The sequence below is a fragment of the Chitinophagales bacterium genome (genome assembly GCA_041392475.1).
Taxonomy (GTDB): domain Bacteria; phylum Bacteroidota; class Bacteroidia; order Chitinophagales; family UBA2359; genus JAUHXA01.
In genome coordinates this window covers 791317-812512 of sequence record JAWKLZ010000003.1, presented here as the reverse complement: position 1 = coordinate 812512, position 21196 = coordinate 791317, and the positions used below count along the sequence as shown (strand labels likewise).

13 protein-coding genes are annotated in these 21196 nt (G+C 40.2%); 7 read left to right on the top strand and 6 right to left on the bottom strand.

Annotated features, from left to right (window positions below; genetic code table 11):
* Positions 1 to 140: 140 nt before the first annotated feature.
* A complete protein-coding gene (locus R3E32_26035) occupies positions 141 to 845 on the bottom strand; it encodes a zinc ribbon domain-containing protein (GenBank protein MEZ4888216.1) in 705 nt (234 codons plus the stop codon).
* Positions 846 to 938: 93 nt separating this feature from the next.
* On the opposite strand from R3E32_26035, the gene R3E32_26030 reads away from it, so the two are divergent.
* From R3E32_26030 to R3E32_26005, 6 genes are all read left to right on the top strand, one after another.
* On the top strand, positions 939 to 1520 hold the full coding sequence (locus R3E32_26030; GenBank protein MEZ4888215.1) for an HAD family hydrolase: 582 nt from the start codon (positions 939 to 941) through the stop codon (positions 1518 to 1520).
* 92 nt (positions 1521 to 1612) lie between these two features.
* Complete coding sequence (locus R3E32_26025) at positions 1613 to 2752, top strand: tetratricopeptide repeat protein (protein MEZ4888214.1); 1140 nt, start codon at positions 1613 to 1615, stop codon at positions 2750 to 2752.
* A gap of 89 nt (positions 2753 to 2841) precedes the next feature.
* Positions 2842 to 3519 carry a succinate dehydrogenase cytochrome b subunit gene (locus tag R3E32_26020; protein MEZ4888213.1) on the top strand — a complete coding sequence of 226 codons (678 nt, stop codon included), beginning with the start codon at positions 2842 to 2844 and terminating at the stop codon, positions 3517 to 3519.
* Between the two features lie 111 nt (positions 3520 to 3630).
* Positions 3631 to 5613, top strand: coding sequence for a fumarate reductase/succinate dehydrogenase flavoprotein subunit (locus tag R3E32_26015; GenBank protein ID MEZ4888212.1), 1983 nt, complete (start codon positions 3631 to 3633; stop codon positions 5611 to 5613).
* 121 nt (positions 5614 to 5734) lie between these two features.
* Positions 5735 to 6493: a succinate dehydrogenase/fumarate reductase iron-sulfur subunit gene (locus tag R3E32_26010; GenBank protein ID MEZ4888211.1), complete on the top strand. Its 759-nt coding sequence runs from the start codon at positions 5735 to 5737 to the stop codon at positions 6491 to 6493.
* A 108-nt stretch (positions 6494 to 6601) separates the two neighbouring features.
* A complete protein-coding gene (locus R3E32_26005) occupies positions 6602 to 7108 on the top strand; it encodes a hypothetical protein (protein ID MEZ4888210.1) in 507 nt (168 codons plus the stop codon).
* Here the strand turns inward: R3E32_26005 and R3E32_26000 are convergent.
* Positions 7098 to 12452, bottom strand: coding sequence for an SUMF1/EgtB/PvdO family nonheme iron enzyme (locus R3E32_26000; GenBank protein ID MEZ4888209.1), 5355 nt, complete (start codon positions 12450 to 12452; stop codon positions 7098 to 7100). The genes R3E32_26005 and R3E32_26000 overlap by 11 nt on opposite strands.
* 269 nt (positions 12453 to 12721) lie before the next feature.
* Positions 12722 to 15244, bottom strand: coding sequence for a LamG-like jellyroll fold domain-containing protein (locus tag R3E32_25995; GenBank protein MEZ4888208.1), 2523 nt, complete (start codon positions 15242 to 15244; stop codon positions 12722 to 12724).
* Positions 15245 to 15439: 195 nt separating this feature from the next.
* On the opposite strand from R3E32_25995, the gene R3E32_25990 reads away from it, so the two are divergent.
* Positions 15440 to 16084, top strand: a complete 645-nt coding sequence (locus R3E32_25990) for a deoxynucleoside kinase (protein MEZ4888207.1) — start codon at positions 15440 to 15442, stop codon at positions 16082 to 16084.
* Between the two features lie 3 nt (positions 16085 to 16087).
* Here the strand turns inward: R3E32_25990 and R3E32_25985 are convergent, their stop codons facing one another.
* The 3 genes from R3E32_25985 to R3E32_25975 form a co-directional block, all read right to left on the bottom strand.
* A complete protein-coding gene (locus tag R3E32_25985; GenBank protein MEZ4888206.1) occupies positions 16088 to 16807 on the bottom strand; it encodes a PH domain-containing protein in 720 nt (239 codons plus the stop codon).
* 141 nt (positions 16808 to 16948) lie between these two features.
* Positions 16949 to 17662, bottom strand: a complete 714-nt coding sequence (locus tag R3E32_25980) for a DUF4332 domain-containing protein (GenBank protein MEZ4888205.1) — start codon at positions 17660 to 17662, stop codon at positions 16949 to 16951.
* A gap of 127 nt (positions 17663 to 17789) precedes the next feature.
* On the bottom strand, positions 17790 to 21188 hold the full coding sequence (locus R3E32_25975) for a T9SS type A sorting domain-containing protein (protein MEZ4888204.1): 3399 nt from the start codon (positions 21186 to 21188) through the stop codon (positions 17790 to 17792).
* Between the last annotated feature and the right edge of the window lie 8 nt (positions 21189 to 21196).

Below are 21196 nucleotides of genomic sequence, written 5' to 3'. Positions count from 1 at the left end.
ATAGTACTAATTACTAATGTACGCTTATTTTCTACAAAACAACAAGTATTTATCCAAAAAACATTCCATCTTTTTGTTCTGACGGATATTTTAATCATTAGGACACTTTTAAGTCCAAAAAGTTTCTTTAATTATGTTAATTATTTTCGTCCAATATACTCCCCCTTCACGTATCTATCCTTGATCTTCAAAAAATGCTCTATTTCTTTTTCTAAGTATTGTGCTTGATCTGCGTTGTTGATTCCTTTCAATATACAAACATGCTTGCCATTTTTCAAAATAACATTTAGTTGGTAAGAATACTGCGTATAGTTTTGACCTCTATTGATGTGTAGTGTACAGTACAACTGTGTGATTTCATCCCTTCTTAACTTAGGCACAGAAAACCAAAAAACAGGCTGATGTGTTACAGAAAGCTGAAAATCATCTACTTTAATCATAGTTGTATTCAAAAAACCCGCAATGCTCACATACTGCAATGCAATTCCACCAACGGCAAATACCATTCCCATTGCCATCATAAGGTAGGCATCATTCGCAAGAGTAATCACAAACCACATGATAGTACTTAGGTTCCATAAGGCACCCAAGAGTAATAAAAATAAATATCGAACCGTCCACCACCGATAAGTCAAAAACAATTCCTTATCTTGTAGGTGGATTTCGACACCTTTTGGACGCTTTTCCGGTTTGATAGGCACACTATATGCTTGAAACAAGCGAGGCTTAAACGGAAAAACACATCCACAGCTCGAACATTTTGCTGCCAAGCTAAGGATGTTGATGTCATCTGCACGAATAGGATGACCACAATTAGGACATTTTAGATGTATAGCTGAACTCATAGTTTAAGAATTGGTGGACACTGAAATATATACCCCTTATTAATTGATTCTGATGCAAATAAGTTCCCAATTGCTCAAAAAAATAAACGTACAATGCAAGCAGAAAGTGTAAAAATAGTGTCAAGTTGGGGAATAGACAAGAACTGGACACTTTTTTTAGATAGAGATGGAGTTATTAATCAAAGAATTATAGACAATTACGTGTGCAAATGGGAGGAATTTCACTTCATTGAAGGTGTTTTGGAGGCGATTAAAAAATTTAGCTTTATTTTTGATAAAATTGTGGTTGTTACCAATCAAAGGGGCATCAATCGGGGCTTGATGACACATCAAGACTTACAACATATTTTTGACCAAATACGTCAAGCGGTTATCAAATCAAGTGGCAGGATAGACCAGTTTTACTATTGTCCACACTTAGCCGAGGAAAACTGCAATTGCAGAAAACCCAAAGTAGGGATGGGTTTACAGGCAAAAGCCGATTTTCCTTCTATTCAATTTGAACAGTCCATAATGGTAGGTGATATGCTTAGTGACATGGAATTTGGAAAATCATTGAGTATGAAAACCATCTATTTAACCAATCATAGAGCCAATTATTACCCCAATCGTTCAGACATAATTGATGCTTATTTCTCGCAACTTTCCCACTTTGCAAATGTTTTAATGATATGATACTTGGAGAGAAAAGTTTTATTAAATACATTTGTGAGTCAATATTCAAATTTTTGGTTGCATTTTTTTTACCACTTCAACTGTAAAAAATCATGAAAAAGAAACAAAATAAAAAAAGAGAAATTGAAGAAGATGATGAATTCTTTGATTTTGAAGATGAATTCGAGGATGAGTTTGAAGATGATGATGCTCCCAAAGAAAAAAAGGGTGGCTTTTTCAGTAAGTTATTTGGTGGTGACGATGAAGACGAATTCGAGGACGAGTTTGATGATGAATTTGAAGAGGAAAAGCCTGTTGTAAAACACAAAAAAACAACAACTCCTCCACCTCCAAAGAAAAAGTTACGAAAACCGATTGTGGAGGAAGATGAATTCGAGGATGAATTTGAAGAGGAAGAACCTGTTGTAAAACGGAAAACAACAACTCCTCCACCTCCAAAAAAGAAGGTTGAAGAAGATGAGTTCGAGGATGAATTTGAAGAAGAAGAAATAGAACCTGTGGTTAGACGTAAAAAAACGACTGCCCCACCTCCTCCAAAAAAGAAAGTACGCCAAAAAGTCGTTGAAGAAAATGAATTTGACGAATATGATGATGAATACGATGACGATGAGATAGCATTGGATCCACAACAGAAAAAAATTGCCTTGGGAGTGTTGGGTATTTTAGCACTTCTATTTTTGGCCTGGATCATGTGGCCTAGTGGCAAGACTTCAAAACAGAACGCATCCAAGAACAATGCCAATGTAAGTGCTGCTGCAAGTTTAGACAATTTACCAGAACCAAATACTGCAAAGGGTTTTGCGGATCGTGCTCAGGCTTACTTCAATATTCAAGCATATGATAAATCTTTGGAATACCTGAACAAGGCTATTGCACAAGACCCTAACTATGTGGACATTCACCGAAACAAAGGTATGTTGTTCAGTCTGACCAATCGCCACGATTTAGCCATACCTGAATTTGATCTACATTTGCAATCCAAACCCGATGATGCCATTGTTTACCACTGGAGGGGCATTGCAAAGTTCAATGCTGGGCAATATGCAGAGGCCATTGCAGATTTCAGTGAAGTTATCAATCGGGATGAACCAAAAGGAGAGTATTTTGTTTACCGTTCCCAAGCCCACAACGCTTTAGGAAATAAAAAAGAGGCACTTGCCGATGCCCAACAAGCACAAAAAATGGGTATTGAACTTAAACCTGAATACCTCCAAGAATTACAAGGTAATTAATTGAATTCAAGACCAATACTCCAAAACTTTATGACTGTTGGAGTGTACATGAACTTATTTTATACAAAAGCAATCACAACCTTATTAATATGAATTGGGTAGTTAATTTTTTCAGTTCTTCCATTGGCAAAAAAGTAATCATGAGTTTAACAGGCTTATTTCTTTGCCTGTTCTTAGCGGTACATATGTCAGGGAACTTTTTATTGTTACAAGATGATGGAGGAGTTGCCTTCAATGAATACAGTAAATTCATGACTTCCTTTCCACTGATTAAGGTCGTTTCTTATGTAACCTATGCTTTCATTATTTTCCACATTGTAGATGGAATCATGTTGGCACTGAACAACCGAAAAGCAAGACCTGTGAAATATGCGGTGTCTAAACAATCTAATTCGTGGCAATCACGGAATATGGCTCTTTTGGGTATCGTTATTTTCTTCTTCTTGGTAGTTCACCTCAAAAGCTTCTGGTTTGAAATGAAGTTTGGTCACGTTCCTTTGGATGCAAGCGGCAACAAAGACTTGTACAAAATTGTCTATGAAGCCTTTTCTCAATGGTGGTATGTAGGGATATACTTGGTTTCCCTAGTTGCATTAGGGCTTCACCTATCACATGGTTTCCAAAGTGCTTTTCAGTCATTGGGTTTGAATCACAGCAAATACACTCCTTTCATCAAAGGTTTCGGGCTATTGTTCTCCATTGTCATTCCTTTGGGATTTGCCATTCAACCCATTTACGTTTTCATGAAAGCAAACGGAATAATGTAAGTGTAAGGAAATTCCGAATGACAATGCTGTGTTAATTATTTTTTTGAATACCTTGTTGGAAGAAAAGAAGTTATTCAAAATTCATCGTTCAAAACTTATAACTCACTAAGCATGAAGTTAGATGCTAAAATACCTGAAGGTCCCATTGCAGAAAAATGGTCGAATTATCGCTCCAATGTAAAATTGGTCGCCCCAAATAATAAAAGACGAATTGAAGTAATCGTTATAGGTTCTGGTTTGGCAGGTGGTGCAGCAGCTGCAACACTCGGCGAATTGGGTTATAGCGTGAAATGTTTTTGTTTTCAAGATTCTCCAAGACGAGCGCACAGTATTGCAGCTCAGGGAGGAATCAACGCTGCAAAAAATTATCAAAACGATGGGGATAGTGCCTACCGCCTATTTTACGATACGGTGAAAGGTGGCGACTACCGTTCGAGAGAGGCAAATGTGTATCGCTTGGCGCAAGTGAGTGTCAATATCATTGACCAATGCGTGGCACAAGGTGTTCCATTTGCAAGAGAATACGGCGGATTGCTGGCGAATCGCTCTTTTGGAGGGGTACAGGTTTCCCGTACTTTCTATGCAAGGGGGCAAACTGGACAGCAGCTATTGTTGGGTGCTTACAGTGCTTTGAGCCGCCAAATTGCAGCAGGAAAAGTGAAAATGTACAACCGTCACGAAATGCTGGATTTGGTGATGATTGACGACAAAGCAAGAGGTATTATTGCTCGAAATCTGATTACAGGAGAAATCGAAAGGCATGGCGCACACGCAGTTGTATTGGCGACAGGCGGATACGGCAATGTTTTTTACCTCTCCACCAATGCAATGGGTTCTAATGTGACTGCCAACATGAAAGCCTACCGAAAAGGGGCGTTTTTTGCAAATCCTTGCTACACACAGATTCACCCAACTTGTATTCCCGTATCAGGAAGCTATCAGTCCAAATTGACGCTGATGAGTGAATCCTTGCGGAACGACGGTCGGGTTTGGGTGCCTAAGAAAAAAGAAGACTTGGCGAAAAACCCCAATCAGATTCCAGAAGCAGATCGTGACTATTATTTAGAACGCATTTACCCTGCTTTCGGAAACTTAGTGCCTCGTGATGTGGCTTCAAGGGCTGCAAAAAATATGTGCGACAAGGGTATGGGTGTAGGAAAATCAGGCTTGGCCGTTTACCTCGACTTTGCATCTGCCATTGAGCGATACGGAAAGGCGGAAGCCAATACCAAAAATGTTCACAATCCGAGCAAGGCAAAAATTGAAGAACTAGGAAAACAAGTCATTGAAGAAAAATACGGCAACTTGTTTGAAATGTATGAGCGCATTACGGGCGAAAATCCTTACGATGCTCCGATGCGTATTTATCCTGCCGTTCACTACACAATGGGCGGACTTTGGGTAGATTACGAATTGGGAACTACCGTAAAAGGATTGTATGCCACAGGAGAATGTAATTTCTCTGATCACGGAGCGAACCGTTTGGGAGCTTCGGCGTTGATGCAGGGTTTGGCGGATGGTTATTTTGTATTGCCTGTTACGATTGGTTCTTATCTCGCCAACGAAATCCGAACACCTCAAATAGATACGAATCACCCTGCTTTTGCAGAGGCAGAGAAAAACGTGAAAGATGACATCAACAAACTGTTGAGTATCAAAGGTAATAAAACAGTAGATGAATTCCACAGAGAACTGGGTTTGATTATGTGGAACAAGTGTGGTATGGCCCGCAGTGCAGAAGGTCTGCAAGAGGCAATTGAAGAAATTCAGGCACTCCGCAAAGAGTTTTGGAGCAATGTCAATGTACCAGGAACAGCAGACGAGCTCAATCCTGAATTGGAGAAAGCAGGTCGAGTAGCAGACTTTTTGGATTTGGGAGAGCTGATGTGTAGAGATGCTCTGAACAGAAACGAATCAGCTGGCGGACACTTTAGAGAGGAATATCAAACTCCTGAGGGTGAAGCGGAACGTGATGATGAAAACTATACCTATGTGGCGGCTTGGGAATATGCAGGAAAAGACAAAGCTCCTATACTGAACAAAGAGGAACTGATCTTCAATGATATAGAACTCAAAACCAGAAGCTACAAATAATATGATATAAAAGACTTTGGAAGTTTATGTGTTTAGCAGAGGCATCAGCTAAAAGTCAGTCCTTTTAGGGCAAAAAACTTCCAAAGTCTTATTCCTATGAATCTCCAATTAATTTGTTTATATGAAATTGACACTAAAAATCTGGCGACAAAAAAACAGTCAGGATAAAGGACGCTTAGAAACCTATCCCGTAGATGGCATTGACACACACATGTCATTTTTGGAGATGATTGATGTATTGAACCAACAATTGATCAAAGATAAAAAAGACCCTGTGGCATTTGACCACGATTGTCGGGAAGGCATCTGTGGAATGTGTAGCATGGTCATCAACGGTCGTCCACATGGGCCTTGGGAAGGCACTACAACTTGCCAACTCCACATGAGGGCCTTCAAAGATGGCGATACGATTGTGATAGAACCGTGGCGAGCTTCGGCTTTTCCAGTGGTGAAAGATTTGGTGGTGAATCGTTCTGCTTTTGACAAAATCATTCAGGCTGGCGGATACATTTCCGTCAATACGGGTAATGCGGTTGATGCCAACTCTTTGCCAATTGACAAAACCTACTCGGACGAAGCCTTCGATGCTGCGGCTTGTATTGGCTGTGGTGCTTGTGTGGCAGCTTGTCCCAACTCTTCGGGTATGCTCTTTTTGGGTGCGAAAGTTTCACATCTTGCCCTACTACCTCAAGGTGCGCCTGAACGTGAAAAACGGGTATTGAACATGATGAAAACCCACGATGAAGAGGGTTTTGGAGGTTGTACCAATACGGGTGCTTGTGAAGCAGAATGTCCAAAAGGTATTTCATTGACCAACATTGCTCGACTGAATCGTGAATATATGCGGGCTGCAATTGGTTCGGAGGAAAAAGTGCTTTAGAAACAAAGACGTTAGATTCAAGACGAAAGACATAAGGCAATTTTATCCGCTATTTTCTGTTTTAGGGAGGTAGCGGATTTTTTTATGCTTCACCTTCAATATCAAACCATGAAATCACTCTTTCTTTGCCTTCTTATGCTCACCTCCACACTACAAGCCCAAAATCTTTTGGACAATCCTTCTACAAATGTAGAAACGGTTTTGCGAATTTTACACAACAATTGGGAATTAAGAGAAATATGTGTAGATGATACTTGCAGACAAACCTCTGGGTATTGGGGAATTGAAACGAATCATTTCAAAGACAAAAACTACAAAGAACAGCGTGGGATTTGGAGAAGATTTTTTGAAGGTATAAGCCCTTTTACCTATCAAAAAGAAGTATATAGAAATAGCTGTCCTTATTTTTTTGGAATTCAGGTAATAGCAGATAGCCTTACCCAAACAAAAATCTTTCAATTTGACCGAATTGGAGAAGGAGAAAGTATTGTTTTAAAATTGGTGGTATTACATGAAAAGATATTGGTTTTTGAAGGAATTGAAGATTCCTACAATGGCAAGAAGCAAAAAATCCGAGAAACTTATTTTTTGAGAAAAGGAATCATCAATAATTAAGGCCACCTTTCACATCCCTCACACACCGAAACCCAACAAAACCAACCCTTTCATTAGGCAAATTACTCGCTCGATCAGTCACCTCCAATTCATTGACACCACTGTCATAAGCACCACCACGAATCACTTTTTGCTGAGTCACCGAAGCCGTAGAATTACCGTAAGCATTCGCAGCATACCAATCCTGACACCATTCCGCCACATTTCCACTCATGTCGAAAATCCCCAATTCATTCGCCCGTTTTTTGCCGACCACATACACCCGCCCATTTGCGTTATCTCTGTACCAAGCCACCTGCCCCGCATCATTGCTACCAGCATATACATAATTTGAACCATTCTGCCCCCCCCTTGCCGCATATTCCCACTCCGCCTCTGTCGGCAAACGTTTGCCATAAAAACGGGCATACTCATTCGCTCCATACCAGGTAACGTATCGAACAGGTTGATTTTCTAAACCTTTCACAATAACCTGCGCCACTTTTCCTTCAGATTTCAAAAAACCTCTATCTCTTACACCCTCCACGTCTTCAAAAAGAGGCTGTCCCGAATACGTACCTGATTTTACTTTATCACTTCCATATTCCTTCAAAAAATTCACGAACTGAGCATTGGTGACTTCGTATTTCTCCATATAAAAATCACCCACATTTTCACGGTGAGCAGGCCTTTCGTCCGCTTCTCCTTCATTGCTGCCCATCACAAAAGCTCCTCCTTCCACATACACCATGCCCGCAGGCGCAAGTAATTGTTGGCGAGTATCTTGCTGTGTTACTTTCATTTGTTCGTACTGCCCAATATCGGACAATTCGGTTTCATTCAGTTTTGAATCGGCATTGGTTTGTTGTACCAATTCATTGATTTTGTTACCTTTTTGGTCAATCTCAAAAGTACGTCCATCCACTTTCACCGTCGCAATCCCATCTTTGAAGAGCGTCACTTCATCAAATTGTGGCTTTATCACCACTTCTCCTTCGGGATTGATGAATCCAATTTTTTCATTTTTCTGAACACCCGCCAAACCCTCGCTGAATATGCCAATTCCTTCATAATAAAGCGGCAACAATATTTGTCCTTTGAGGTTGATAATCCCCCAAAGTCCACTTTCGCCTTGCACCCGCAAAAGTCCATATTGATTTGGCTCACTCACATAGGCATAATCGTCCTTATTGAAGTTCGGCGCAGGCACATCTTCTTTGTAATACGTCTGTAAAATAGCAGGCGTTGTATCAAAAGTCCAGCCCCTCACCTGCCGATCCGTTTCTTCCTCCAAGGTCATCAGTCCTTGTACTTCAGCTCCTTCGAGAGTCGCAAACTGCTGTTCAATGATTTGATTTTGAAGATCAAAGAAATTTGTAAACAAATTGGTGATTGTCTTATTGAAGCTCCATTCCTCTTTTTTATACGTGCCATAAACACTTCTGCGAAACTCCAAACTTGCCGAACTCTTATTACCTTTCTCCGATGACCACTGTAAAACATCTATTCCTAGCTTTTCGTCAGGTAAATAAACCATGTTTTGAATCGTATCATTTCCGAGCCGCACCGTTCCATCTGCTGCAATGACCAACTTCGCAAAACTTCGCCATTTCTTGTCGTTGCTAAATTTAGAACTTGTCAAATACACACCCTTCCATTGTTCACCCAACAATTGCTTCAAACGTTGTTGTTCAGCGATTTGCTGCAATTTCTCCATGTCAATTCCCAACTCCTGCAAAGTTTTCGCCACTTCTTCTTGAAGCGTTCCTCCCGTTTTCAAATAGAGGTCTTGAAGGAGAGGTAAAATCGCCAAATTGAACTGGAAATACTCCTTATCCAAATCCAAAACGGCTGCAATATCCTTCAATCCAGCCTCTAACGAATCCATATACAATTGACTGACAGCACGAGCATACAAGATTGACGCATCTTGCGGGCTACTCACATGTGCTTGGCTAAAAAATGAAACTGCCTTTTGGTATTCCTTTTTTTCATATTGAATAACACCCATGTTATAGAGCGAATACGCCACACTTTGCAGGTCGGCCTTAGATACATACATCGTCTTCTGAAACGAACTCAGTATGTATTTACCTGATGGAGAATAGGCAATGGGCAATCTTCCATTCGACAAATTCCCTGCGAACTCATTTAGCTTGGGAAATTCGTATCTAACGACTGCCTCCTTTTCTGATGCAATTGCAGGAGAATTGGAAGTAGTCTGTGAAATAAACGTTGGTTTTGGAGTCAATGCAGATTTAACCAATCCCCAGTTTTCTATTCCATTCCAAGTCAATTTGATGTTCCAAATACCGATCTTCCCAGTTCCCTCATCTCTCACAAACAAATACCTGCCATTCTCTGAAATACTTGCTGAATAAGGTTTTATATCCAATTGAACCATCTTCATTTGCCCTTTCTGCTCGTGAACCGTCAATTCACCATCTTCCGAAATCGTCACTTGCAGCAAATCATCTAATACGAAAAAACTTGCAATAGCGGGTGCATTGTGGTCAATCGTTTGTATGATTTCCCCCGAATAGATATTTTGCTGAATCGTTTGATTGAGGTAAGAATACAAAATTTGCTGCCCATCTTTAGAGAAATTCGGATTGTAAATATGGTAATTCAATTGACTAATTTCTTGCGTTCCCATAATTTTTAAATCCTCACCTCCTATCATAATTTCGGTACTCAAATCCAATATACTTGTCGTTCCTTCATCCTTGTAAATCTGCCCCGCATCCGTGACATAAGACACTAATATTTGACGGTTATTCGGCACAAAACACGCATAGCGATAGTATTGACTCGGTTGTGCATAGCGGTAAATCTCCGCTCCATCCAAACTCCAAATCCGTACTGTTCCATCTAAAGAAGCAGTAATTACCCACGGTTCAACGTCCGAAAAATTCACCGACATTATCTTCTCTGTATGTCCGATACACTCTGACAAAACAGTTCCTTTCAGATTTCGTAGCCGCACCACATTGTCATCTTCAATGGTGGCAAAAGTGGTATCATTTGGAGCAAATTGTATCTCTTTAATCGTTTCTCTTTCCCCTTCCAAATACTTTTCCTCCAAAATATCGTAAGTCGCCACCGTCTTTAAAAAACCGTCTACTGCTTTCTGTATCAACTGACTATCCGCCACACTCTCATCTCCCACCAGTGCATCGTAGTAGGTCAGTGCCAAATTGTAGTGTGCTTTGGCGTACATCGTATCTACCGCAAGCGAGGTGTCCAAAAGGGCTTGTTTCTTGATAGGGTCTTCGTTGAATTGGGCTTTATAGTGGTAAAATCGAGCCGTGTCTCTTTTCGTAGCGAGGTAATAATATTCTCCTTCAAATTCGGCAAGATGCTCACCTTCTGGCACTTCAATGATCCATCCCAAAAAAGCCAAAGACAAAAGCACGATAGCTCCCGATACATAGTTTTTGAAGCCCAAAATCGGAATTCCACCTTTGAATAAATTCTCTTTCAACGACTCAGGCATCGCAAAAGCATCTTTGATTTTTTGGACAGAACGCTGGTATTTCACCCGCACAAACTGCAAAAGCCGTTCTCTATCCATCAACTCTGCCAATTCCTCTTGATGCGCTTTTTTTGCAGCCGCATCCTCCGCCAATTCCCATTCGTTCACCGCCAAATTCATGGCGTATTCATCGTAGGCATAACTGTTCGTTGGGGGAGGATTTTCTTTCAGCAAATCCACAATCGCTTTTCGAACCAAAGCCTCATATTCGGGCTGTAAATCGGCAATCAAAAGTTGGCGTTCGACATCGGGAATAAAGCCTTGTCGAAACCACACCAAACGTGCCAATTGCAGCAAATTTGCAGGTTGCAAAAGCGGTTTTTTACTCATTGCAGTAACAACTCCATTTGTAGCCGTTGCCACTTCGATAGCCGACATTTTTTTAGCCAAATGCAAAGTAAAATCCCAATGCAATTCTGGGTAAACTGCACAGGCACAAAGCAGTTGATAGGTTTTCGGAGTGAAATATTCTTTCAGTTTCCCCACTTCAATGGGTTCACTTATCGAAGCAAACTCATTAGAAGGTTGTGACAACCAATACTTCAATGGATATTGTTCGGGATGCAGAAGCGTGTCGTCCATTTTCTCCAAAGCCGAAATATTGGCGGGCAAAATGTGGAAAATGGTGCAGAGTTGGATTTCCACAAAACCCCAATCATCGATTGGTTTCGGTGTAACCAAAAAACGGGTTTGCCAGGCCGAAAACTGTTGTGTCCACCTCAAAACATCTTCGCTTACTGCATCCAAAAAAGCATCTCCACTACCCATCACCAACAGCCGATGATTCGGAAAACGCATCGCCAAATCGTACAAATTGGTTTCGATTTGGTACTCTATTTTCCAACAGTGTCGAGGGTCGTTTTGGTAAAAATAGCGTTCGATATAGACATCTTGCTGCGCCAATTCGGTGGTCAATCGTTCAAAAAATCGAGCTTGATGGTCTTTGGGTGTTTGTTCTTCAATCAGCACCAAATATTCGACAGGGCGAGAAGTATCGTCAAACTCAAAACTTGGATAACCACCTGATTCCAAAGTTGCTGCAATGGTTTTGTCCACATTCAATACTTGTGTATCGCCTTTCACTCTCACCCGCATCTCTTTGGCGGTTTGGTAAAAAACGGCTGAATCATAAAGCTTTTTGGGTGTATCGGCTACCTGCAATGGATTCCAATAATCGGGCGGGGCTTGATTGCGTTCCCTTTGAAGCAAGGCTTGTTTTTTATTTCGGCGATACAATTGATAGACCACAAAGGCAATGAAAATACCCAACAACAATGCCCACTTCGACAATTTGAGCCACCAACCCAAACGCTGATACCACTCGGCAATCAAATAGTCAATATTTTCTTCTATTGCAGGTTTAAGCGGTAATGAAATTTTTCCGCTTCCCTCAAGGTTGGTTCTTTGAGCATTAGGGTTTTCTGGTGGTTTTGGAGGGTTCTGACCTATTGCAGTAGAATCGGTATTGTATTGTTGGTCAATACTGATGATTTCCTTCAACCTACCCGTATATTCTTCTCGCCATCTGTCTAACTCTTCTCTTTGTGTCATCCATATAAAGGACAAACCCAACAAAAATACCAAGATACCAAGCAGCCAATAGTTTCGCTTTTTGGGTAGGATATCGGTCAATGGCGGTGGCTTGGGAAGGGGTTTTGAAGTAAGGTTTGGATTGTCTAAAGGAACGGTTTCAAATTGGTCGAAGTAGTTGTCAAAGGCTTGGTAAAACAGTTGCTGCTGCTTGGGATTGGTGACAAAAATGGGAGCAAGTAAATGCTTCAATTGCGACTTACCATAATCGCCTCCTATTTGATTTAGTAGGTTTTGCAAACGCAAATGCGTATCTATACCCACTACAAAGCCTTGTCGCTTGAGATAAGCAATGAATCCTTCAAAAAGCAGGAAATCGTTTGGGCTATGTGATTCGTTTGTTATTTAGTATTTATTTTTCTATTGATTTAATAAGCAATCACGTTGATTGTGTTGAGTAAAAATAACCTATTCAAATATCAAAACTTGGGCGAAATTATTGTAATCCCGAGCATTTGAGTTTGGAAACTCGAACAGGCTATCTTCAATAAAATCAAATTATTACAAAATTATTCTACCACTACTTTCTTCAATCCTGCTCCTTTATCGGTTTTTACTTCTACCATGTAAATACCTTGTGGAAAGCCTTTTAGATTGAGCGTGTGTTTGTCCGCATTGAAGTGAGCATCACTAAACTGAGTCACTACTTGCCCCACATTGTTAAACACACGAATGTCTAATTGACTTACTGTTTCCTTCAAGGTCAAGTTAAAAATACCTGTTGAAGGATTTGGAAAGACTCGGAAAGACAGGGTGTAGAAATCATCAATATCGGTGGATACTACAGAACCGTCAATGGGTTTATTGGAAAAAGTAATAAAATTAGCAGCAACTATCAATTCGGGATTGAAGCCATCATTGCAGTCCATGCAAGTAACTCCTGTGATGCAAGCTGGATTATTTGGGTGGCAATTGTCCACATAGTCTTCGTCAAAAACATATCCTATTTCGACTTGATCTTCTAAAATAAAAGAAGTCATATTGAAGTCAAACCATGGTGCAATTGCACCAGGACACCATCCTGCTCGGTCGTGAAACCATGTTCCATTCTGAGGCTGACAACTATCTGGATTGGGATTGCAATCCACCCAATTTCGCTGTTCAAAAGTTTGCACTCCATTTACCCATATATGGTGCGTGTCGTCGTGAAATTCTGCAGCATTGGCAGTATTGTTATCACCCCAACCATGCCCTGTAGAAACCAGTTTCAGCATAGCTCCAAAAACATCATCACTAAGTGGAATTGTTACAGATTCAACAGGTTGTAGGTTTGCAGGGTCGCCAAATGGGAAACTTTGGTTCCACAATATATCTATTTTACTGTAATTGTGTAGGGGTTTTCCTGCATGGTAATTGAAGGTTAAATTGTACAAGTATCCATTGTCGAATGTAGGATAATTGATGCGAAAAGCGACTTTTCCGTTCAAAATTGAAGCATAATCACTCAAGTCAATTGAAGAAGCACAAGCTGTACTATAAGGAGTGATGTATCGGATGATTTCTACCCATTTGCCATCGTGTCCTTTGGCTTCAATATGTACAACTCTATCCCATTCGCCACAGCCACCTGCGGGGCAGTTTAATTCCAAAGTAGCAATGATTTGGTCGAATGCTCCTACATAAGAGGGCAATTCTGCATCAACAGTGACACTTGATATGCTTGTGTTGAGCAAGGCATTTTCCACTGCTTTGACCTCTACATCAATTGCTTGTGTAACCAAATTGAAGTCTGTTGATTTGCTGCCTGCTGCACCATAATTGTTAGTTGCTACCACATTGAAGGTATAAAATCCGTGAGAAGGTGGTGTCCACCAAGCAGTATAATGATGGTTGTTCCAGTCTGTTGGGGTGATGGTTTCTCCATTGATTTCAAAGCGTACTTGATCTACATCAAACAATTCTCGGTAAGTGATGTCAATGATGGCAGAAAGCATGATGGGTGTTACATCTGGCGCATAGACAATTCCCCCCACTGGATTTCGTAATTCTATTTCTGGAACGTGGGTTTGTGGATCTAAAACGATGAAGGTATTTCGCAAAGGCTCGGCAGCATCAAAACCATCTCCTCCTTCCTGATTCGCTTCAATGACTACTTCTCCAGCCTCTCCCTTCAATGTAACCACCTTGCCTTCAATGGTTGCGGGGCCTGATACAATGGCGTAAGATACTGGCAAACCAGAACTTGCGGCTCCTTCCAACTCAAATGATTCACTAGTCGTCAGCTTGTTGGGAATTTGAGGGAAAGTGATGGCTTGAAAGCCTAAGTCCAATTCTCCTCCAAAATTGGAGGTGCTTCCTGTCAAAGCAAAACCAACCAAATCGGCATCTCTTTCACCGTTGCCGACTTCGCTTTTGAGCTTGGAAATGGATGTATTGTCTGCATCGGGTAGTCCTTGATTGAATTTGTAGTACAGTTCCAAATTGGCTTCATCTCCCTGCAATTCTGAAGCAATCATATTTTGAATTTCAGTGGCGTCCAAGGCTTTACTCCAAAGCGATACCTCATCGGCTCGTCCTCCAAAATAGAAATCGAGATTGCCCAATATGCTTCGTCCTACGGTGAAAGGAATCGTAGAATCGGTGATTCGTCCAGATGCGATTTTACTCCCTTTTTCTATTCCATTGACATACAATATGATTCGAGAGCCTGTATAGACCCACGCAAAGTGTTGCCATGTTTCGGGAACAATGGTAAAATTTGGAGCGACGTATTCATACAATGTTCCATTGGAATTTTGGAAACGACACTCTATTGTTCCGTTGTTCAACTGTATCATGTAAAAACCACTGTTCGCTCCTCGAATTCCCAACATTCCTTGTCCATACGCTGATTCGTCAGTGTAAAACCATCCTGCCATTGTAAAACCTGTGGCATTGGTGATGTAGGACGAACCATTGTCGAGTCTTACATAGTCGTTTTGACGGTCAAAATGCAGGTATTGGTCAGACTGTGCTTGTAGTAGGTTGGGGATTTGAAGTAAGAAAAATAAGAAGGTTGTTAGTTGAAGAATTGTGTAAAATTTTTTCATCATGAAATTGTGTTTTATATTAGGAGAATTGCAGTAATCAAACTTGCCATAAAGTTAATCATTCAGATTACAAATATTTTAGAAATTTTTGCAGTCTTCAAAGCCATTTTGATTTTTGCATTGAAGCGGGTTAAATAATTGCTTTCAATTAAATTTGAATCTTGAATTTGAAACTTTAATGCTTATTTTTGCGACCTAATGAAAGATAAATACAATTTTATAACGGTTGAGGGCAATACGGGGGCGGGTAAAACGACCTTAGCGCAAATGTTGGCAGAACAATATAAAGGCAATTTGATTTTGGAGGATTTTGTGGACAATCCTTTTTTGCCGAAATTTTATATTGATAGGGAGCGGTATGCTTTTCCTTGTGAGTTGTATTTTTTGATGGACAGACAGAAGCAGTTGAGCAAGGTTATTGAGTCAAAAATGCTGAACAAGGGCTTTAATATCAGCGATTACCTACTGAACAAGTCTTTGTTGTATGGACAGGTGAACCTAAAGGAGGAGGAATTCCAATTGTATGCTCGTGTTTTTCACAGTTTGTATCCTCAATTGCCTGAACCTGAATTGGTGATTTATGTCCATTCGACTGTTCCTCGATTGATTAAAAATATTCGGAAACGTGGACGTGGTTTTGAGCAAGGAGTAGATCCGAACTATTTGCAGAAAGTAGAGGAGTTGTATATGGAGTATTTTAGAAAAAATCCGCAATTGAAGGTGTTGATACTCCATGCAGATAACTTAGATTTTGTGGCGCATCCTGAGCATTACGAGCAGATATTGGACTGGGTGAATAGGGATTATGAGGGAGGAATTACGAATTTGTATTTAGAAGATTGATTTTCACTTTCTTTCCTTATTCAACATCCTCCTATCCATCAATACTTCCAACACATAATTCTTGTCTCTATTAACCACTGCTGCAATCTGGGCAATCTCCATGTCCGTTTGTTGGTACAAATTAACAATAATATCAGCTACGTTTGATCCATCTCTATTTGCAGACAATTCGGATTGAGCCTCAGCAATTGCTGTATTGTTGGTATGCGATTGACTTGAATTGGAGTAATTTGTAGTTGAAGCTTTGGCAATCAATAATCTGTCTTTTGCTTCGTTGATGGTGTCTTTCAGTTCTTTGGGATCGTGTATGAATCGATGAATAGTCATTCCTTCGCCTGCTGCGGTTTGGATTTCGACATCACCATACCCCAACATTCGCCCTAAAAAACTCTGCTGATAACTGATATTGTTGATTTTGTCGAGTGGGCTTTCTTTTGCTAAAATCGAAAAAACGCCTTCTTCTTCAATCACCCGATAGTTGGTGACTGCCCAGATATTGATGCTCCAATCATACCATTTATAGGCAGCATATAAAAAAGCAATGGCAAAACCCATCATACCTATCCACACATAAAAATAAGTATTCATCTCTTCTGCAAGTGTGTACATGAGAAAAGTAGCTATTCCTATAATGAGGACAAACGATATGGGTTTTGCCATTGTGAGCCAATGATGGTGTGTAATTAAATACACCTCTTCACTGTTTCGAAGCTTAGTTCGCATAAAATCTGCTTGGTTTTACTTTCTAAGATTGTTGATTTCGTGTACCAAACTATTCATTTGCTCTTTTACATGTTTGACCTGTGTTTTTGCTTGGTCGATTTGCTTGTCAAAAGAAATATCATGAGGCACGAAATCACTAACTTACTTTCTAACTTTCTTCATTTGTTTGTCAAAATCATGTGGTAAATAGTTATTTACCTGTTTTTTGACTTTTTTCATTCGTTGGCTAAAGTTAGGCTTTCCTACTATTAATCTACTCGTTTGACCTTTGATTTTTTTCATTTGATTGAAAAAAGACAAACTTCGGTAAGCAGCCATAATTTGACGGCGAAAAACCATACTTAATCCAACAACTACAGCTCCGAAAACCAACATTCCGATGCTTGTACCGTATTTATTCCAAAAAGTAGGAGTAGGTGTATATTCTTCAGTCAATTCCAATTCACTGGCAGTAATCACCAAGTTGGGCATCACCTTCGCTTGTTCTATAAAGTTTGTAAGTTGATCTTTTGAAGGAAGATGTTGAACTAACTCTTGATGTCCATTGATTTCGTTCAAGTGATTTAATAGTTTCTCTGCTTCCCATTCTGCCAATTCGTTTACTGAACATACTCCCGCTTCACAAAACAAAGTAGAGTACAAAGTACCAACGCCTTTGATGCGTATTAAGTCTATGCTGTGTAAGAAATGTAACAGTTTCTTTTCGTCAATACCTGTGCTTTCAGAAAGTCGTTTGCGGGTTTCGGGAGAAGCTACTTCATTCACCAATTCCTCTGTGGTATTGATTCCAACTTCCTGCAATTTTGGAGAATATACTTCTCCATTGTCTACAATATCATTCAAATTATACTTCATCGTGTTTTTAATTTTTGGGATTAAGGTTATGTTTTAAACAGTATTTTGGTAATAAAACGATTGGTTTGGGGAAATGTTTAGTTTTATGTTTTGAAACTCTCTTCTTCAAAACATTCCTCCACCTCCACTATCGAATAAACACTTTCCGACTCTCCACTCGCCTATTTTCACCATCCAAAACTTGCAGAATATACACTCCCGAATCTAAGTAAGGCAATGTCGTTTGAAGATTATTCACTTTATATTCTAAAATATTTTGTCCAAATACATTGTAAACTCGAATCGTGTAAACTTCCTCCGCATCACCCATCCAGTCCAACAGTATTTGCCGCCCATTGAAGTCCAAAACCCTATACTTCAATGCATTAGCACTTCTCAAACGCACCGACACCACTTTGGAGTAATCAAAACTTCCATCAATATCCACCATTTTCAAGCGGTAATACAAATTGTTTTCTCCTTCTATATCAGGGTCAATCATTTGATAGTGCTGCAATCCTTCCCCATTTCCTTGTGCCTGTACACTTTGGATTCCTTCAAAATCAAAACCATCACTACTGCGTTCTACTTCAAAAAAACTGCTGTTTGATTCTGCCAAAGTCCACCAATCCAACTGCACTTTGTTTCCTTCAATAACTTCAATTTTCATATCCATCAAATTCACGCCCAAAGGTTCGCCCAAATCTATGTCCAAATCATCCGTCACCGTATTGAACACCCGATTCGTTGCCACAGGCGCATTGAAGTCAAAGTAAATATCTGCCTTGTTTTCAATCTTTGTTCCCAAGTCCAAATCTGCTTTGGGTGAGATGCTAAATTGCACAAAACCATGACTTTCAAGTTCGTTAGTCGTGCTATCGGGCAACAAAATGTTGTCGAAAGTCCAAACCAAGAGGTTGCCAAATTTGATGTCAAAAGTATAGTCGTGACTGCTGCTACCGAGGTTCAAACTTTCGCCCTCCAATTCTCTTGGTAAGGTGTCGACAATCATCACCCGAAAAGCCGTATCGTTGCCCGTGTTTTGAAAGCGGACTTTGTAGGTCAGTTTCGTATTTGCTTCGATAAAGTGCTGTTCAGAAATGCCTGATGGATAGACTTGTATATCGTTGGGGTCAAAAGAACCGATGATTTCTTGGCAGTCGATGTCCACACTTGGCGGGCGGTCGTTTTGTTCCACACTGTTGATGTAACCATACGAAAAATTACCTTCGCCACAAGCCTCTACAAATGATTGTGGCTCATCATTGAAGGTGGGAAAATACGGACTTTGTTCTACCTTCAATCGCAGGGTTCTGCCATTGGGATTCAAATACAATTGCCGCCTTTCGTTGCCCTTCAATTGGATTTTACCCGTTTCGGTCAGCACGTCGTTTTCATAGACATAATAATTTCGTTCTTCGTTCATATTGCCACTTCCGATGTTCTTCAAAGTAAAACGAACTTGTTCACCCAAACATTCTCCTGTCACTTCCACATTGCTGCCATCCCAAAGTGCACTCGGTGCTTCGCAAGGGTCATCGGGTAAAACACTTGACTTCAAGCAAATTGTGCTGCCCAAATCGGCTTCACAAGAAATCGAATCCGTGACGGTAAAAAATCCACATTCTCCAATATCAACCTTTCCCAAGTCAAAGGTCCATTGCTGCCCTTCCTTCAATGTCGGGTTCATACTGCTCTCCAATGGAATCATTTCGTCGGGAAATTCGAGTGTAATCTTGGCATCTTCGGCAGCGATTGTTCCTTTGTTGCAGTAGCTGACTTTGTAGGTGTTTTTGAAGCATCGGCGGAGAAGTGGCGTTCCTATTTCAACTTCTAATTTGGGACATTCTACGATGGCTCGAAGGGGGAAATTGAGGTTGGTGAGGGTGTCGTAGTTTTCGGTGAAATTGACAAAATATTCGTTTTGACCGCAACCGAGTTCGACTAAATCATTGTCGAGGTTGTAGGAAATGGTGTAGTTTCCATTGGGCAATTGTACCGAAAACTTTCCATTTGGGTCGGCAGAGGCATAGCGGGTAATTTCGGGGGTGGCAATACTAACTACTACACTATTAGACCATCCATCTTCATTTTCCTCTTGTTCGCAATTGTTATTGGAGTCTAAAAACAACTGTCCGTTGATGAGATTGTTGTAGGATTTTCCTCCATTATTGGTGTTGATGATATACACTTGCTGAGTAAAGTCTTCGTTATTTTCAACTGTCGCTCCAATATAATATCCTTGATGAGAATTGGCTATGGTAGTACTTCCATAATACAAAATCAAGTCTGCAGCATTACCTAGGTCATAGTAGTTTACCCAATTTTCTGCTCCAGTACTCGCAACATAGGGAAGTTGTGAACATCCAAAGAAATCTGTAAAATTGCCAAAGTAATAATCCACGCCACTTATTATGTAAGTATCATCAGATATAGATTGTATGCTACTTACATTAGACTCACAGCTACAATCCCAACAATCGTCTAAAGTACTTGGATAATCTCCGTCAAACCCATAAGGATATTCTTTTGAAATTTCGCCCAAAGGCGATAACCATAAGTAGTGAGGGTGTCCGACTCCTTCACAACCATACGAACCTGTTAAAAAATAGTGTCCATTAACCGTTTGCTCTATTTTTCCAAAGTAATAATTACAATATGGAGCATAAGGACTTGAATATTCATATTCAACATTCCACTCTAAAACTCCTTCTTTATTGAATTTCTGAACCACTACAAAATTTTTTCCAGCCCCTGGATAAGGAGCATCAGAATCATCATAAGAATCGAAAAGCAATACAGAACCTTCATCTTGCGTGACCGCTGCATCCAATAAACTGTGCCATAGTAAATTTTCAAAATTCTGTTCGAACCCTTCAATTTCTTCACCTTCGCTCGAAAAATAAAAAGCAAAAAATTCTCGATATTCTCTTTGTCCAATTACTGCATAAGTTCCATTAGAAACATTCTTTTGGTCTATTATCTGCTCATGTTTTTCGTTTCCATACGATTTTGTCCACAAAAAACTGCCATCTTCGCCATCAATAGCCGATAAAACAACCTGTTTACTTTCCAATGTTCCATTCAAATCACCCGTAAAAACCTGCCAATAATCTCCCGATTCCATCTCCATCACTTCCTCATCATACTCCAAATCAACCACCCAAATTGTTTTGCCATAAGGGGTTAGTTTTGTCAGTTTGTATTCCACGTTGCTGTTTATTCGATAACGCAACAAATAGTTCCCATCTTTCAAGGCTTTAATTTGCTGAATACCTATCCCGTTTGTCGGCAAATCCAATTCTGCAAAAGAACGATTCATCTGTACCTGTCCCAAAACATTTATTTTGAGAAGTCTATATTCTCCATCTACGTAAGCCACCAAAATCAATCCATCATCGAGCGTTACGTCCATATCCACATAACTCCAATTTTGTCCTTCTTCCCCCAACAACAATTCCCACTGCCCCCTAACCGACTCATTCACAAATAAAAACAAGCAGACAGCAAACAAAAAAGCAAAACCAGATTGTGTAAAAGTTTTCATAGATATTC

Bases quoted from the DNA above. Each gene is read 5' to 3' on its own strand.
- R3E32_26035 (MEZ4888216.1), bottom strand. From the start codon at position 845: ATGAGTTCAGCTATACATCTAAAATGTCCTAATTGTGGTCATCCTATT.
- R3E32_26030 (MEZ4888215.1), top strand. From the start codon at position 939: ATGCAAGCAGAAAGTGTAAAAATAGTGTCAAGTTGGGGAATAGACAAG.
- R3E32_26025 (MEZ4888214.1), top strand. From the start codon at position 1,613: ATGAAAAAGAAACAAAATAAAAAAAGAGAAATTGAAGAAGATGATGAA.
- R3E32_26020 (MEZ4888213.1), top strand. From the start codon at position 2,842: ATGAATTGGGTAGTTAATTTTTTCAGTTCTTCCATTGGCAAAAAAGTA.
- R3E32_26015 (MEZ4888212.1), top strand. From the start codon at position 3,631: ATGAAGTTAGATGCTAAAATACCTGAAGGTCCCATTGCAGAAAAATGG.
- R3E32_26010 (MEZ4888211.1), top strand. From the start codon at position 5,735: ATGAAATTGACACTAAAAATCTGGCGACAAAAAAACAGTCAGGATAAA.
- R3E32_26005 (MEZ4888210.1), top strand. From the start codon at position 6,602: ATGAAATCACTCTTTCTTTGCCTTCTTATGCTCACCTCCACACTACAA.
- R3E32_25995 (MEZ4888208.1), bottom strand. From the start codon at position 15,244: ATGATGAAAAAATTTTACACAATTCTTCAACTAACAACCTTCTTATTT.
- R3E32_25990 (MEZ4888207.1), top strand. From the start codon at position 15,440: ATGAAAGATAAATACAATTTTATAACGGTTGAGGGCAATACGGGGGCG.
- R3E32_25985 (MEZ4888206.1), bottom strand. From the start codon at position 16,807: ATGCGAACTAAGCTTCGAAACAGTGAAGAGGTGTATTTAATTACACAC.
- R3E32_25980 (MEZ4888205.1), bottom strand. From the start codon at position 17,662: ATGAAGTATAATTTGAATGATATTGTAGACAATGGAGAAGTATATTCT.
- R3E32_25975 (MEZ4888204.1), bottom strand. From the start codon at position 21,188: ATGAAAACTTTTACACAATCTGGTTTTGCTTTTTTGTTTGCTGTCTGC.